The organism is Roseomonas fluvialis (assembly GCF_022846615.1).
GTDB classification, from domain to species: domain Bacteria; phylum Pseudomonadota; class Alphaproteobacteria; order Acetobacterales; family Acetobacteraceae; genus Neoroseomonas; species Neoroseomonas fluvialis.
Window position 1 is genome coordinate 1,981,666 of sequence record NZ_AP025637.1, and the last position, 14,376, is coordinate 1,996,041.

Here is a 14,376-nt window from a genome sequence, read left to right on the forward strand (position 1 = left end):
GGCCGCGAGCGTGAGCGCCGCAGCAGACCTGCGCGAGCAGCTTGCCCGACTGCTCGGGATGGATGACGCCGCCCTTGCCGACGGCCTGCCGGCACTGCTGGCGCAGTACCCCGATCTCCTGAAGGCGGCGCTCGCGCGGATCGACCACAAGCCGATCGTGCGGAGCATCGTTGGCTCGCCGCTGCGCGTGCTGCCCGTGATGCGGCCGCAGCCGCCCATCGCCGATGAATACCGCGAGTGCGGGCTGGCCGCTTCGGCGTTGCAGCGCCTGATTGAGCGCTACAGCTTCGACACGGTGCTCGACGTGGGTTCCGGTGCCGGCCGTCACGCGCGGGTACTCGCGGCGCACGGCAAGACCGTGACGAAGATGGACTTCGGCGTAAGCGTCTACTTCAAGAAGGAGACCGACGGCTCGACGACCATCGTGGGCGACGTGAACGAGATCGAGCTCGACCAGACCTTCGACTGCGTCTGGGCGTCGCATGTGCTCGAGCACCAGCGCAACCCGGGACGCTTCCTCGAGAAGCTCAAGCGCTGCCTGGCGCCGGACGGGCTCCTGTGCGTGACGGTTCCCCCGGCGAAGCTCGAGCTGGTGGGCGGGCACGTGTCGCTCTGGACGCCGGGGCATCTCGCCTACCATCTGGTGCTGGCCGGCTTCGACTGCTCCAGAGCCGAGATTTTCCAGCACGGCTACAACATCTCGGCCTTCGTCCGGAACAGCACGATCGAGCTGCCGCCGCTGCACTACGACACGGGCGACATCGGACGCCTCAGGCCCTACCTGCCGCGCGGCTTCAACGAGTCGATGGATTCCTCACGTGCGACGACCGAATAACCCCGATCCGCGCGGCCCTCGGCCCAGCGGTGGCCGGCGATGCAACGGAGGGGGCAGCAATGGCCAAGGCTGACATCGCCACGATGGAGCTGTTGCCGCCCGACAAGCTCCTGGACGCGTATTTCCGGGCCAATCACATTTTTGTGCCACAGGTTCGCCGCACGCTGGACCAGTTCGACACTTGCGACCTCCCGCTCGAAAGGGCGCGGATCATGCAACTGATCGCTCGGCCCAACTGGCTGATGTCCTATGTCGTCGGGCAGGGCAGCGAAACCTTCCGCAGCGCCCTGCTGCAGGCACTCGAACGCATCGGCGCCACCGTGACCTTCTATCGGCAGGGTTCGCACGCGCCCGAGATCGGCAACGCCATCCGCTTCATGCACCATTCGCGCGGCCTCGAGCCGGGTCTATGGCACTACAAGATGGCCTATCTTCCGTTCATGTTCCATTTCGACCGGCGCGGGTATTCCGGCTGGTCGGAAATGCAGTCGGTCAAGCCGGTCACCTTTGCGCGCATCGACCAGGCCGCGGCGGACCAGTTCTTCGCGGGCGCCGCCGCCGAGATCACGCGCAACCGCATATCGAAGGGCAAGCAAGCCGCCACGACCTCGGTGCCCGAGCCGGGCTACGTGTTCTTCGCGCTCCAGGTGCCCGACGACAGCGTCATCTCGCTATGCTTCGAGAAGGACTACATCGCGACTGTCGAGACAGCGATCCGGTCGGTACTGGCGGCCGGGCACAGGGTGGTCGTGAAGCCGCATCCCTTCGGGCGTTGGCCGCGGCTTCTCGAAATGCTCGACGGCCTCGTTGGCCCCGCCATGGAGGTCAACGACGGGTCGATCCATGATCTCCTTCCCGGAAGCCTCGCGGTGGTGACGGCCAACTCCGGGGTTGGGTTCGAGGCCCTGCTGCACGAGAAGACCGTGCTGTGCCTGGCGCAGGCGGATTACGGCCACGCCTGCCACGAGGTACGTGACGCGCGCGAAACCGGCGCCGTGCTGGCCACGGCCCTCAAGAAGCACGACCTGGCGCTGATCCGCCGCGTCGTCTTTGCCGCTATGACCCGCTACCAGGTCGATGTGCGCAAGCCGGTCGCGATGGACCGCCAGGTGCTGCGCGCGCTGTGCGAGCACTTGACCCGCGTCCGCCCGAAGCGCTCGACCGCCGACGTCATCGACGAGAACTGACCCTTCAGGACGCCACGAAGTCGAGCACAGCGTCGAAATCCTCGATCGTCTGCGTCGCCGTCGCTCCGCTACCCGCGATCCGGCGCAGACCTGCGAAAGTCGATGATTGCCGGAACCCGCGCGCCCGTGCGATAATGTCGTAGTTCGGGTTGAGTACGCGTCCGCGCTGCAAAATGCGGACCTCTGCACCGAGCCCGCGGGTCAACAGCAGGCTATGCAGCGCCGAGCCCTCGACGCCGGCGATCACCTCAGCGTCGCACATCGTTTCAAGTTGCGTCAGTATACCGTGCAACTGTGGGTGGAACACCAGCCAGCCGCGCTCCTGCAGCGCGGCCTCGAGGCGGTCTTCGCCCACCAGCGTGCCCTTGTGCGCCGGCAGCAATGACCGCGAGACCCAGATGCGCCGCCCAGGAATCGGGCGACGCGCGGGGAAGGCGCCGAGAGCCTCGGCCTGTTCGGGGGAACAGCCGACGCCGATGACGAAGCCGGGCTCCGGCGCGACCAGGTCCTGGAAGGCCGTGGCCTGGGTCACGCGGATGCCGGCGTCGAAGTCGAAGCCGAGCAGTGCGGCGATCTCGCGCTGCCACGGCCGCACCGTGGGGCCGGTGACGTGCCAGACCGTGCGCCGGTCCGGGCAGCACCGCATCGCCCAGACGCGATTGAGAGTCTCGAGCAGAAAGTGCCCGTAGTGATCTACAATGATGCCGCCGTAGATGGCGGGTTCGCTCACCTGCTGCAGGATGGGCTCGGCCGGGCCCATCTCCATTCGGGCATAGGAACGGCGCAGGAGCATCGCCTCGACCGCCTCGCCATGGTCGTCCGCGGCGCGGAACTGCCAGCGGGCAAGTCCCGCATTAGCCGTCTTGCGCAGGGCAGTGACCGTGATCCGCCGCCCGACCAGCCCGTCCGCCGCGGCAGCGACCGTCAAGCTCGCTTGAGCAGTCGCTTCACCCTGCCCGCGCGTCATCGTGCCCCTTGATCGCGAATCGCCACAGCATGGCGCACCATGCCGCCCGTCACTGGATCCCGCCATGCCCGCGGCCCTTTGCCGCACGACGTTTCGTGCGCAGGGGAAGTGCTGCACCGGCCGTCGGCTGTCCCGGCTCAACCGATCCTCTCCTCCCCTTGCCAATGCGCGCCCACGTGGCGCAGATGTCGGACGCGGGTGCGTTGGCGCCGGACCGATAGGAGAAGCGCATTGATGCCCTTGGGCTCCGAGCAGACGCCTGCCTTTCCCCAGGTCAAGGCGGAACGCACGGACTACGGCAGTCAATTCGAGATTCTCGTCTCTTATATCTACCATCACCTTGTCGCAGCGGGAGCGCATGTGGTCGACGGGGGCGCCAATGCGGGCCTGCATGCCGTTCCGCTCGCCGATCTCGTTGGTCCTTCCGGGCGGCTGGTCTGCTTCGAGCCGAATCCCGAACCCGCTGCCGGCCTCGCGCGCAACCTCGCCCGCGCGGTGGCCGACGGCGTCGCAGAATTGCGGCATGAAGCGCTCGGCAACCAGCCGGGCGAACTGCGCTTCACGGCCAATCGCAAGCGATCGGCGCTCAGCCGCGTTACGGCGGCGGCTGACCAGCCCGGTCCCGACGAAGAGGTAATCGTGGTCCCCGTCGTTCGTATGGACGACGTCGTGCAGACCGACCGTCTGGACTTCATCAAGCTCGACCTCGAGGGCTTCGACTTCAATGGGATGCGTGGTGCGCAGCGCCTGATCGGCGCCTTCCGGCCGCCCGTCATTTTCGAGAACGCGCGCGAGGGGGCGGCCCGGCGTTACGGGTACACCCGGGATGAATTCTTCGCTTGGTTCGACGCGATGGGCTACGCGACCGTGGACCTGCACAATCGGCCGCTCACACCGGAGACTTGGACATCGAAGGACCTCGCCTTCGAATTCATCGCCCTGCATCGCGACGACCCGCGGCGCGACCTCGTGACACGGACTATCCACCGCTTCTGGACGACGCTGCCCGAACGCGCGCCGATCGCCGAATGGAAGGTCTGCGTGCAGCTTTGCCGACGGCCGATTGAATATGTCGGCGGTCGTGTCGCAGATTGACGAACAACCGGACCTGACAGCATGGCCATCCCCCTCGCCTGCGACCACGCGGGACTCCCCCTCAAGCTGGCATTGAAGGCCGCGCTTGAGGCAGACGGGCACGATGTCGCCGACCTAGGCACGCACGGCCCGGGGTCGGTCGACTACCCCGACTTCGCTGCGCAGGTCGCGCGCGCTGTCGCCTCCGGTGCCGCCCCCTTCGGCATCTTGGTCTGCGGCAGCGGAATCGGCATGGCCATGACGGCGAACCGCCACGCCGGCGTTCGTGCCGCGGTTTTGCACGACACCACCGAGGCGCGGCTCACGCGCGCGCATAACGACGCGAACATTGCCTGCTTCGGTGCGCGCACGATCGGCGTGGAGACGGCGATCGATGCGCTGCGCATGTTTCTGGCCACGCCTTTCGAGGGTGGGCGGCATGCGCCGCGCGTCGCGAAAATCGAAGCCGCCCGCGGCGCATGAACGCGTCCTGAACGCCGTGCCGTCACGGGCCAGGTCGGCCCGGCAATCCCGCGGCAAGGGGCTTGTGCCGAGACCCCGCCGAGCGTCAGGCCGGCGCAATCATGGCCGGCAGTCGTCCCGCCGCGAGGGCCGCATCCGCCGAATTCAGCGCCAATCCGGCGACGAACGCCGATACGCCGATCGCGGCGATGTCCGCTTCCATGAATTCCGCCACGATGTCTTCGTATCGATCTCGCAATACCGTCGAGGCCGGGTCGAGGCGCGTCACGAACACGAGGCCGGTTGGGGTCGCGTCGAAGGCCGTGATCTTCAGGTCCGGGCGGTAGCGCCGGAGGATGGGCATGAGCTTCCAGACGTCGCCGGCCCAGGCGCGCGGCATGACGTCGAACGCCGCTTCGCGAGGCCCATTCTGCTCGCGGCGCACGATCTCGGACGTGGTGGGCACGCAGTCATGCAGCAGGATGGCCGATTGCGCGTGGCAATGACGTTCGGTGTTCATGAAGTCGCGCAAGAGGAATTCGAAGCGGTGCAGCCCGTCGAGGAACGCGAGATCGACGGGTCCCCCCAAGCATTCCGTGAGATCATGGCGGCGGAAGAATTCGTCACTCGTCATGCTGAACAGCTGCAGGCGCGGCCGGGCTTCTACAAATCCTTCCGGTAGCCGGAACACCGGGTCGACGGCCACGGACGGGCAAGTGGCCCATTTCAGGGAGTCTCCAAGCCGCGTACCGATCTCGAAATACGTGCGCGGCTTCAGGTCGCGGTGGGTCGCCGCCAGGAGCCTCTGGTACCCTGCGCCGCTGAGCCGTGGCGCAAGCCGCACAGGATCGGAGATGTGCCCTGCGCGCCACTGCGTGACGGCGTCAGTCGCATCCTGTTCTGTCGCCGTCGCTGACATTCCGGTCTCCTGCACGCGCCTTCAATGGGTGCAGGTAGCATGAATGGCGTCGCCGTCGAGAGGCTCGGATCCGGTGTGCCGGGCATCATCGCCTGACCTGTCCGCGCAACGCTTGCCAACCCGACACCCCCCGGCGCAAAACCGCCCTATGATCCGCCCCGCCCCCACCCCCGCCCGCTCCCCCGACGGTGCCGCCGGCGCCGCCCCGCCCGCTGCCAGCTTCTTCGGTGCCTCCCTGGCCGCCGCCGACCCCGCCATCGCCGCCGCCGTCGCGCAGGAGCTCACGCGCCAGCAGGACGGAATCGAGCTCATCGCGTCCGAGAACATCGTCTCGCGCGCCGTGCTCGAGGCCCAGGGCTCCGTCCTGACCAACAAGTATGCGGAAGGCTACCCCGGCCGGCGCTACTACGGCGGCTGCGAGGCCGTGGACATCGCCGAGCGCCTGGCCATCGAACGCGCCTGCCAGCTGTTCGGCTGCGGCTTCGCCAACGTTCAGCCGCATTCCGGCGCCCAGGCCAACCAAGCCGTCTTCCTGGCCCTGCTGCAGCCGGGCGACACCTTCATGGGCCTGGATCTCGCCGCCGGCGGGCACCTGACGCACGGATCGCCGGCCAACCAGTCGGGCAAGTGGTTCAAGCCGGTGCCCTACACGGTGCGGCGCGAGGACCAGCGGATCGACATGGCCGAGGTCCGGCGCATCGCGCTCGAATCGAAGCCCAAGGTGATCATCGCCGGCGGCTCGGCCTATGCCCGCACCTGGGATTTCGCTGGCTTCCGTGCCATCGCGGACGAGGTCGGCGCGATCTTCATGGTCGACATGGCGCATTTCGCGGGCCTGGTGGCCGGCGGCGCGCATCCGTCCCCGTTCCCCCATGCGCATGTCGTGACCACCACCACGCACAAGACGCTGCGCGGCCCGCGGGGCGGCATGATCCTCACGAATGACGAGGCGCTGGCCAAGAAGTTCAACTCGGCCGTCTTTCCGGGGCTCCAGGGCGGCCCGCTGATGCACGTCATCGCCGCCAAGGCGGTCGCTTTCGGCGAGGCGCTGCGCCCCGACTTCCGCGCCTATGCCGCCGCCATCGTGGCCAATGCGCAGGCGCTGGCCGAGGAGCTGAAGGCCCAGGGCCTGGACCTGGTCACCGGCGGCACCGACAACCACCTGCTGCTGGTCGACCTGCGCCCCAAAAAGCTGAACGGCAAGATCGCCGAGGCCGCGCTCAACCGCGCCCACCTGACCTGCAACAAGAACGCCATCCCCTTCGACCCGGAAAAGCCGATGGTGACCTCCGGCGTGCGGCTCGGCACCCCCGCCGGCACCACGCGTGGTTTTGGCACGGTGGAGTTCCGCGAGATCGGGAAACTGATCGGCGAGGTGCTCGACGGGGCCGCCGCGTCTAACGCCGATGGCGTGAACACCGCGGTCGAGACGGCCGTCGCGGCCAAGGTGCTGGAGCTCTGCCGCCGCTTCCCCGTGTACTGAGGCACGCCCGATGAAGTGCCCCTTCTGCGGCGCCGAGGACACCCAGGTGAAGGATAGCCGGCCCGCCGAGGACAGCGCGGCGATCCGACGCCGCCGGGCGTGCCCGTCCTGCGGGGCGCGCTTCACGACCTTTGAGCGTGTGCAGCTGCGCGAGATCACGGTGCTCAAGACCGACGGCCGCCGTGCGCCCTTCGACCGCGAGAAGCTGGCACGGTCCATCCGCGTGGCCCTGCGCAAGCGCCCGGTCGACGAGGACCGCATCGAGCGCCTGGTCAATTCCATCCAGCGCCGGCTCGAGACGGAAGGCGAGACCGAGATCGCCTCGCGCAAGATCGGCGAACTGGTCATGGAGAGCCTGCGCGAACTCGACCAGGTGGCCTATGTCCGCTTCGCCAGCGTCTATCGCAATTTCGGCGAGGCGAAGGATTTCCAGGCTTTCCTCGGCGAACTCGGCCAGAAGGACTGACGGCGCGCGGCGATGGTCATCGTCGGTGGCGTGCTTCTGATCCTGCTGCTGTTCGGCCCCATGGCCTATGTGAAATGGGCCATGGCGCGGCATGGCGACGACCGGCCGGACCTGCCGTGCACCGCCGGGGAACTCGCGCGGCATCTGCTGGACGAGGCTGGGCTGCCGCATGTGACGGTCGAACCCACCGACCAAGGCGACCACTACGACCCGGCCGCGCTGGCGGTGCGGCTGTCGCCCGAACACCACGATGGCCGGTCCGTCACCGCCGTCGCGGTCGCGGCGCATGAGGTCGCGCACGCGGTGCAGCACCGCGACGGCGCACGGCTGTTCAACCTGCGGCTGGTGCTGGCGCGGGCCATCACGCCCCTGCGTGGCTTGGCGATCGCGCTGATGACCGTGCTGCCGCTGCTGGGCGTGGTGGCGGGGGCGGGGCACCTGGTGCTGCCCTCCATGCTGCTGGCGCTGGCGGTCTTCGTGCTGTCGGTGGGGCTGCAACTGGTGACGCTGCCGCTGGAATTCGATGCGTCGTTCGCGCGCGCACTGCCGGCGTTGCGGGCGGGCGGCTATCTGGCGGAACGGGACCTGGCGTCGGCGCAGCGGGTGTTGCGCGCGGCGGCCATGACGTATGTGGCGGGGACGTTCCTGTCGCTGCTACAACTCGCGCGCGTCATCCGCTGACCGCCGCGCTTGCCGGCCGCCTCCCGCCGCGCGACAAACCGCGGCCCCGATGTCCGACGACCTCCACCACATGCGCGCCGCACTGGCGCTCGCCCGCCGCGGCCTCGGCAATGCCTGGCCGAACCCGGCGGTCGGCTGCGTGCTGGTGCGCCATGGCCAGGTGGTCGGCCGCGGCTGGACGCAGCCGGGCGGGCGCCCGCATGCCGAGACCGAGGCGATCCGCCGCGCCGGCCCAAAGGCCCGTGGCGCCACCGCCTATGTCACGCTGGAACCCTGTTCCCACCACGGCCGGACGCCGCCCTGCTGCGAGGCCCTGGAAGCCGCCGGCATCGCCCGCGTGGTCGCCGCCATGCGCGACCCCGATCCGCGGGTGAACGGCCGCGGCCTGGACCGCCTGCGCGCCGCCGCCATCGTGGTCGAGGAAGGGCTCTGCGAGGCCGAGGCCCGCGCGCTGAACGCCGGCTTCTTCCGCCGGATCGAGGCCGGGTTGCCCGTCGTGACCCTGAAGCTCGCCTCCACGCTGGATGGCCGCATCGCCACCGCCACCGGCGAGTCCCGCTGGATCACCGGCCCGGAGGCGCGGCGGGAGGTCCATGCCCTGCGCGCCCGCCACGACGCTATCCTGGTCGGCTCCGGCACCGTGGTGGCGGACGACCCGGACCTCACCTGCCGCATCCCCGGGATGGAGCGCGTCCCCATGCTGCGCGTGGTGGCCGATGCGCGACTCCGCACGCCCGCGACCGCCCGCCTGGTCGCGACCGCCACCGCCGCGCCGAGTTGCATCATCACCGCGCCCGGCCATCCGCCCGCCGCGCTCGCGCCCTACATCGCCGCCGGCGTCGCGGTGCAGACCGTCCCCGCCGATCCTGCCGGCGGCCTCGACCTGCGCGCGTTGCTCGCGGCCCTGGCGCGCCGCGGCGTCACCCGCGTGCTGGCCGAGGGCGGTGCCGGCCTCGCCGCCGGGCTGCTCCGTGCGCGCCTGGTCGACCGCCTCGCCTGGTTCCACGCCCCGGGAATCATGGGCGCAGATGGCTGGCCCGCCGCCGAGGGCTTGCGCCTCGCCGCCCTCGCCGCCATGCCTCGCTTCCGCAGGGTAGCCGTCCGCACCCTCGGGCCCGATATCCTGACCGAATTCGAGGAGAGCCCCCCATGTTCACCGGCATCGTGACCGCGCTCGGCAGCGTGCGGGACATCCTGCCGATCGGCGGCGGCCACGATCTGCGCCTGGTGATCGGCACCGACCCGGCCTTCCTCACAGCGCCGGTGCCGGCGGTGCTCGGCGCTTCCATCGCGTGCTCGGGCGTGTGCCTGACCGTCGTGCATCTCGCCGCCGATGCCTTCAGCGTGGATTGCTCGGCCGAGACTGTGGCCAAGACCACCGCCGGCGCCTGGACCAAGGGCGCGCGCATCAACCTCGAACGCGCGCTGCGCATCGGTGACGAACTCGGCGGCCACCTCGTCGCCGGACATGTGGATGGGGTGGGGGAGGTGGTCTCGGCCACGCCCGAGAACGCATCGGTCCGCTGGCGCTTCCGCGTGCCGCGTGCCATCGCGCCCTTCATCGCGCCCAAGGGCTCGGTCGCCATCGACGGCGTCTCACTGACCGTCAACCAGGTTGACGGGGAGGTGTTCGGGGTCAACATCATCCCCCATACCGCCTCGGTCACCACCTTCGGCACGCTGCAGCCCGGCGACCGCGTGAACATCGAGGTCGACATGATGGCGCGCTACGTGGCGCGCCTGCGGGAGTACGAGCGTTGAGCGCGACCGAGACCGTCCGTACCTCCTTCTCCGAATTCCTGTCGCCCACCGAGGAACTGCTCGAGGAAGCGCGCCGCGGGCGCATGTTCATCCTGGTGGATGACGAGGACCGCGAGAACGAGGGCGACCTCGTCATCCCCGCGCAATTCGCCACACCTGACGCCATCAACTTCATGGCCCGCTTCGCCCGCGGGCTGATCTGCCTGGCCATGACGCGCTCGCGCGTCGACCAGCTCGGCCTGCCGCTGATGGCGCAGTCGAACGGCACCCGCCACCAGACCGCCTTCACCGTCTCCATCGAGGCACGCGACGGTGTCACCACTGGCATCTCCGCCGCCGACCGCTCGCGCACCGTGGCGGTCGCGATCAACCCGGAACTCGGGCGCGAGCATATCGTCACCCCCGGCCATGTCTTCCCGCTGGTGGCACGCGAGGGCGGCACGCTGGTGCGCGCCGGGCACACGGAAGCCGCGGTGGATTTTGCGCGCATGGCGGGCCTCAACCCGTCCGGCGTGATCTGCGAGATCATGAATGACGACGGCACCATGGCGCGCATGCCCGACCTGGTCGCCTTCGCGCAGCATCACGGGTTGAAGCTCGGCACCATCGCCGACCTGATCGCCCATCGCCGCCGCACCGAACGCCTGGTGCAGCGCGTCGAGGACAGCACCCTGCCGCGGGCGATCGGCGGCGACTGGCGCGCCGTGGTCTATGCCAGCACGGTCAGTCCCGGTGAGCACTTGGCCCTGGTCAAGGGTGACATCACCGGGACGGAACCGGTGCTGGTGCGCATGCACGCCGCCTCGCTCATCAACGACCTGGTGGCGGGGCGCACGCTCGGCGAATTGCACGGCGCGATGCGCATGATCGCCGAGGCCGGTCGCGGCGTCGTGGTGCTGCTGCGCGACGGCCGCGCCGATGGCCTGTCCGACCAGATCCGCCGCGGCCGCGGACGCACGCTCGCGCCGGAATTGCGCGACTACGGCATCGGCGCGCAGATCCTGGCCGATCTCGGCCTGTCGCGCATCATCCGCCTGTCCAACCATCCCCGCCCGATCGTCGGCCTCGAAGGCTATGGGCTCGAGGATGTCGAGACACGCCCCATCGCATCGGACACTGCATCTTGAGCACCCTCGATTCCCCCGAGCGCGGCGCCGCCACGCTGGCCGGGCCGGCCCCGCGTATCCTGGTCATCGCCGCGCCCTACTACCGCGACGTGGTGGACGGCATGCGCCATGGCGCCGAACGCGTCCTGGCCGACGTCGCCGCGACCATCGAGACGGTCGAGGTCGCCGGCGCCTACGAACTGCCCGGCGCACTGGCCATGGCGTTGGCCTCGCCGCGCCGCTGGGACGGCTTCCTGCTGCTCGGTTGCGTCGTGAAGGGCGAGACCGACCACTACACCTTCATCTGCGACGCCATCTGTCATGGCGTGATGGACCTCTCGACGAAGCACGCGGCGGCGATCGGCTTCGGTCTGCTGACGGTGGACAGCCTGGCGCAGGCCGAGGCGCGTTCGCGCGACGACCGCATGAACAAGGGCGCCGAGGCGGCGCATGCCGTGCTGACGCAGATCGGCATCGCCCGTGGCTGGGGCATCGCGGGATGAGCCAGCGCCAGAATCCGGCCGGCCGCCCGCGCACCGGCGCGCGCGTCGCCGCCGTGCAGGCCCTGTTCCAGTCCGAGCAGACCGGGGAGAGCGCCGAGACCGTCGCCGACCAGTTCATCCGCCACCGCATCGGCGCCGGGGAGGGCGCGGAAGGCTTCGACGAAGGCGCCGTGCCGCTCGCGCATATCCCGCTGTTCGAAGCCATCCTGCGCGCCGCCGCCACCGGGGCCGAGGCCGGCGATGCCGAGATCCGCGCACATCTGAACAAGGACTGGACGCTCGAGCGCCTCGACCCCGTGCTGCGCGCCGTGCTGCGCGCCGCCGCGGCGGAATTGCTGGCGGCGAAGGACCCGCCCGCGCGGGTGGTGATCAACGAATACCTCGATGTCGTGCGCGGCTTCCTTGATGAGGACACGGCACGCTTCGCCAATGGCGTGCTCGACGCCATGGCCCACGCGCTGCGCCCGCAGGAGTTCGGGGCGGCGCAGTGAGCCTGCCGCCGGAATTCGCGCTGATCGCGCGGCATTTCCGGCCGCTGGCAGGGCAGGGCGCGCTCGACCTTGCCGACGACGCGGCGGTGCTGGCTGTCCCGCCCGGCCGCCACCTGGTCATCGCCGCCGATGCCATGGTCGAGGGCGTGCACTACCTCCCCGACGACCCGCCCGACACCATCGGGCGCAAGCTGCTGCGGGTGAACCTGTCGGATCTGGCGGCGATGGGTGCGGTGCCGCTCGGCTACCTGATGACGACCTCCTTCGCGCGCGGCGTCACCGAGGACTGGATCGCCGGCTTCGTCCGCGGCCTGGCGCAGGACCAAGCGGAATTCGGCCTGCAGGTGCTGGGTGGGGACACGACGGTCACGCCGGGGCCGACCTGCCTGTCGCTGACCATCCTCGGCACGGTCGCACCCGGCGCGGCGCTGCGGCGCGACGGCGCGCGGGCGGGGGATGACGTCTGGGTCTCTGGCACGATCGGCGACGGGGCACTCGGGCTGCGGGTGCTGCGCAATGGCCTGCGTGACGACGAAGCGGGGCATCTCGCGGCGCGCTACCGGCTGCCGCAGCCGCGCCTGGCGCTGGGCCAGGCCATCGCCGGGCTCGCCCATGCCGGGATGGATGTGTCGGACGGCCTGGTGCAGGACCTCGGCCACCTGTGCCGCGCGGCGGGGTGCGGGGCGGAGATCGCGGCCGATGCGCTGCCGCTTTCGCCGGCCGCACGCGCGTGCTTCGCCGCCGATCCGGCGTTGATGTCCACGATCCTCACCGGCGGGGACGATTACGAATTGCTGTTCACCGCGGCGCCGGCGGCGGCGCCGGCCATCACGGCCGCGGCAGACCGCGTGGGCACGCCCGTGTTGCGCATCGGGCGCATGGTTGCCGGCCCGCCGGCGGTGCTGGTGCGTGATGCCGCGGGCGCTGCGATCGACCTGCGGCGCGAGGGCTGGAGCCACTTCTGATCCGTCGCACCCGGCGGTTCGGCCGCTGGGCCGCGCGCCGCCCGGGCGCGCGCCGTGCGCGGCCTTCGCGTTGCGACGCATGGTCATCGTCTCTCGCGCTTCGGGTCCGGTCGGTCTGCGGCAGGCCGCCGCCGGGCGGTGCGCGTGGCGCATCGCCCGGCGCGCAGGGCAGGGCTGCGGTCCCCGCCCTTTGCGCAACAGCGCATGTTCCGGCATCTGTCATGGCAAGCCGCGCCACCGCCCGGCGCCGCCCGAGGAACGCCCGTGCCCGACACCACCGACCCCGCGCGCATGAAGCGCAATGTCTGGCTGCTGTTCTGCTGCCAGGCGCTGATGGGTGCGAGCATGATCGGCCAGGTGGCCATGGGCGCGCTGATCGGCCATTCGCTGGCCGAGGACAAGGCGCTCGCGACCCTGCCCATGGCGCTGCAGATGCTGGCCACGATGTGTGCCTCGATCCCGGCCGGCATCGTGTTTGCCCGCTTCGGACGGCGTGCGGGATTCATCATGGGCGCGGCCGGTGCGCTGGCCGGGTCGCTGATCTTCGCGCTGGGCGTCTGGCGCGGGGATTTCCTGATCTATTGCCTGGGCGCGATCCCGGGTGGGCTCGGCTTCGGCATCTCGCAGCACTACCGCTTCGCCGCCGCCGAGGTCGCCACCCCGTCCTATCGTCCGCGCGCCATCGCGCTGGTGATGGCGGGGGGCATCGCCTCGGCCGTGATCGGGCCTGAACTGGTGAAGCACACCAAGGACATGCTGGTGCCCTTCCTGTTCCTGGGCACTTACCTGATGCTGGCCTTGCTGCCGCCGATCTGCATGGCGATCCTGGCGGTGGTGGACCTGCCGCCGGCGCCGCCGCGGCCCAAGGTATCGACGCCTGTGCTCGATATCATGCGCCGCCCGGCCTTCATGACTGCCGCCCTGGCGGGGATGGTGGCCTATGGCACCATGAACCTGGTGATGACCTCGACCCCGCTCGAGATGATGCTCTGCGGCTTCGGGATCGGGGCCTCCGCCACCGTCATCCAGCTGCATGCGGTGGCGATGTTCGCGCCTGGCTTTGTCACCGGGCGGCTCATCACGCGCTTCGGGCTGCGCCAGGTGATCGTGGCGGGCGCGGTGCTCACGGCGGGCTGTGCCGTCGTCGCGGTGACCGGGCGGTCCTTCGGGCATTTCACCGTGGCGCTGGTGCTGCTGGGCATCGGCTGGAACTTCATGTTCGTGGGCGCGACCCAGCTGCTGGCGACCGCCCATGCGCCCGAGGAACGGGTGCGCGCCCAGGCGGCCAACGACGTGCTGGTGTTCGGCACGGTGGCCTGCACCGCCTTCGCCTCCGGCGCCGTGCATGCGCAGGCGGGGTGGGAGATGCTGAACCTGGTCACCGTGCCGGCGGTCATCCTGGCGCTGGCTGTGCTCGGCTGGCAGGCATGGCGCGGGCGCCAGGCGGTCGGCAGCGCGGCCTGACGCGCCGGCCAC

16 protein-coding genes are annotated in these 14,376 nt (G+C 70.1%); 14 read left to right on the forward strand and 2 right to left on the reverse strand.

Annotation, left to right across the window (positions count from 1 at the left end):
• Nucleotides 1–10 precede the first annotated feature (10 nt).
• Together MWM08_RS09620 and MWM08_RS09625 are read left to right on the forward strand one after the other, a co-directional pair.
• Nucleotides 11–835 carry a class I SAM-dependent methyltransferase gene (locus tag MWM08_RS09620; protein ID WP_244459220.1) on the forward strand — a complete coding sequence of 275 codons (825 nt, stop codon included), beginning with the start codon at nt 11–13 and terminating at the stop codon, nt 833–835.
• Between the two features lie 59 nt (nt 836–894).
• On the forward strand, nt 895–2,022 hold the full coding sequence (locus MWM08_RS09625; protein WP_244459221.1) for a capsular polysaccharide export protein, LipB/KpsS family: 1,128 nt from the start codon (nt 895–897) through the stop codon (nt 2,020–2,022).
• Nucleotides 2,023–2,026: 4 nt separating this feature from the next.
• Here the strand turns inward: MWM08_RS09625 and MWM08_RS09630 are convergent, their stop codons facing one another.
• Nucleotides 2,027–2,989, reverse strand: coding sequence for a glycosyltransferase family 61 protein (locus MWM08_RS09630; RefSeq protein ID WP_244459222.1), 963 nt, complete (start codon nt 2,987–2,989; stop codon nt 2,027–2,029).
• Nucleotides 2,990–3,223: 234 nt separating this feature from the next.
• Here MWM08_RS09630 and MWM08_RS09635 point away from each other — a divergent pair, with 234 nt between their 5' ends.
• Both MWM08_RS09635 and rpiB read left to right on the forward strand, forming a co-directional pair.
• The gene (locus MWM08_RS09635) at nt 3,224–4,084 is read left to right on the forward strand and encodes an FkbM family methyltransferase (protein WP_244459223.1); all 861 of its coding nucleotides are present in this window, start codon (nt 3,224–3,226) and stop codon (nt 4,082–4,084) included.
• Nucleotides 4,085–4,105: 21 nt separating this feature from the next.
• On the forward strand, nt 4,106–4,546 hold the full coding sequence (gene rpiB / locus MWM08_RS09640; protein ID WP_244459224.1) for a ribose 5-phosphate isomerase B: 441 nt from the start codon (nt 4,106–4,108) through the stop codon (nt 4,544–4,546).
• Between the two features lie 85 nt (nt 4,547–4,631).
• Here the strand turns inward: rpiB and MWM08_RS09645 are convergent, their stop codons facing one another.
• Nucleotides 4,632–5,444, reverse strand: coding sequence for a class I SAM-dependent methyltransferase (locus MWM08_RS09645; RefSeq protein ID WP_244459225.1), 813 nt, complete (start codon nt 5,442–5,444; stop codon nt 4,632–4,634).
• Nucleotides 5,445–5,592: 148 nt separating this feature from the next.
• Here MWM08_RS09645 and glyA point away from each other — a divergent pair, with 148 nt between their 5' ends.
• The 10 genes from glyA (at nt 5,593) to MWM08_RS09695 (ending at nt 14,364) form a co-directional block, all read left to right on the forward strand.
• Nucleotides 5,593–6,927 (forward strand): serine hydroxymethyltransferase, encoded by a 1,335-nt coding sequence (gene glyA / locus MWM08_RS09650; RefSeq protein ID WP_244459226.1) that lies wholly within the window; start codon nt 5,593–5,595, stop codon nt 6,925–6,927.
• Nucleotides 6,928–6,937: 10 nt separating this feature from the next.
• Nucleotides 6,938–7,393 carry a transcriptional regulator NrdR gene (gene nrdR, locus MWM08_RS09655; RefSeq protein WP_244459227.1) on the forward strand — a complete coding sequence of 152 codons (456 nt, stop codon included), beginning with the start codon at nt 6,938–6,940 and terminating at the stop codon, nt 7,391–7,393.
• A 30-nt stretch (nt 7,394–7,423) separates the two neighbouring features.
• Nucleotides 7,424–8,074, forward strand: a complete 651-nt coding sequence (locus tag MWM08_RS09660) for a zinc metallopeptidase (RefSeq protein WP_244459228.1) — start codon at nt 7,424–7,426, stop codon at nt 8,072–8,074.
• Between the two features lie 49 nt (nt 8,075–8,123).
• Nucleotides 8,124–9,242, forward strand: coding sequence for a bifunctional diaminohydroxyphosphoribosylaminopyrimidine deaminase/5-amino-6-(5-phosphoribosylamino)uracil reductase RibD (gene ribD / locus MWM08_RS09665; RefSeq protein ID WP_244459229.1), 1,119 nt, complete (start codon nt 8,124–8,126; stop codon nt 9,240–9,242).
• A complete protein-coding gene (locus MWM08_RS09670) occupies nt 9,224–9,835 on the forward strand; it encodes a riboflavin synthase (RefSeq protein WP_244459230.1) in 612 nt (203 codons plus the stop codon). Before ribD ends, MWM08_RS09670 begins: the two co-directional genes overlap by 19 nt.
• Entirely contained in the window at nt 9,832–10,962 is a 1,131-nt protein-coding gene (ribB, locus tag MWM08_RS09675; RefSeq protein WP_244459231.1) for a 3,4-dihydroxy-2-butanone-4-phosphate synthase, read from the forward strand. Before MWM08_RS09670 ends, ribB begins: the two co-directional genes overlap by 4 nt.
• Entirely contained in the window at nt 10,959–11,444 is a 486-nt protein-coding gene (gene ribH, locus MWM08_RS09680) for a 6,7-dimethyl-8-ribityllumazine synthase (RefSeq protein WP_244459232.1), read from the forward strand. The genes ribB and ribH overlap by 4 nt, the downstream gene beginning before the upstream one ends.
• Nucleotides 11,441–11,935 carry a transcription antitermination factor NusB gene (gene nusB / locus MWM08_RS09685; RefSeq protein WP_244459233.1) on the forward strand — a complete coding sequence of 165 codons (495 nt, stop codon included), beginning with the start codon at nt 11,441–11,443 and terminating at the stop codon, nt 11,933–11,935. Before ribH ends, nusB begins: the two co-directional genes overlap by 4 nt.
• Nucleotides 11,932–12,900 carry a thiamine-phosphate kinase gene (gene thiL / locus MWM08_RS09690; RefSeq protein ID WP_244459234.1) on the forward strand — a complete coding sequence of 323 codons (969 nt, stop codon included), beginning with the start codon at nt 11,932–11,934 and terminating at the stop codon, nt 12,898–12,900. The genes nusB and thiL overlap by 4 nt, the downstream gene beginning before the upstream one ends.
• 264 nt (nt 12,901–13,164) lie before the next feature.
• Nucleotides 13,165–14,364, forward strand: a complete 1,200-nt coding sequence (locus MWM08_RS09695) for an MFS transporter (RefSeq protein WP_244459235.1) — start codon at nt 13,165–13,167, stop codon at nt 14,362–14,364.
• The last annotated feature ends 12 nt before the right edge of the window (nt 14,365–14,376 follow it).

Bases quoted from the DNA above. Each gene is read 5' to 3' on its own strand.
- ribD (WP_244459229.1), top strand. From the start codon at position 8,124: ATGTCCGACGACCTCCACCACATGCGCGCCGCACTGGCGCTCGCCCGC.
- nrdR (WP_244459227.1), top strand. From the start codon at position 6,938: ATGAAGTGCCCCTTCTGCGGCGCCGAGGACACCCAGGTGAAGGATAGC.
- rpiB (WP_244459224.1), top strand. From the start codon at position 4,106: ATGGCCATCCCCCTCGCCTGCGACCACGCGGGACTCCCCCTCAAGCTG.
- MWM08_RS09635 (WP_244459223.1), top strand. From the start codon at position 3,224: ATGCCCTTGGGCTCCGAGCAGACGCCTGCCTTTCCCCAGGTCAAGGCG.
- MWM08_RS09625 (WP_244459221.1), top strand. From the start codon at position 895: ATGGCCAAGGCTGACATCGCCACGATGGAGCTGTTGCCGCCCGACAAG.
- glyA (WP_244459226.1), top strand. From the start codon at position 5,593: ATGATCCGCCCCGCCCCCACCCCCGCCCGCTCCCCCGACGGTGCCGCC.
- MWM08_RS09630 (WP_244459222.1), bottom strand. From the start codon at position 2,989: ATGACGCGCGGGCAGGGTGAAGCGACTGCTCAAGCGAGCTTGACGGTC.
- nusB (WP_244459233.1), top strand. From the start codon at position 11,441: ATGAGCCAGCGCCAGAATCCGGCCGGCCGCCCGCGCACCGGCGCGCGC.
- MWM08_RS09645 (WP_244459225.1), bottom strand. From the start codon at position 5,444: ATGTCAGCGACGGCGACAGAACAGGATGCGACTGACGCCGTCACGCAG.
- MWM08_RS09670 (WP_244459230.1), top strand. From the start codon at position 9,224: ATGTTCACCGGCATCGTGACCGCGCTCGGCAGCGTGCGGGACATCCTG.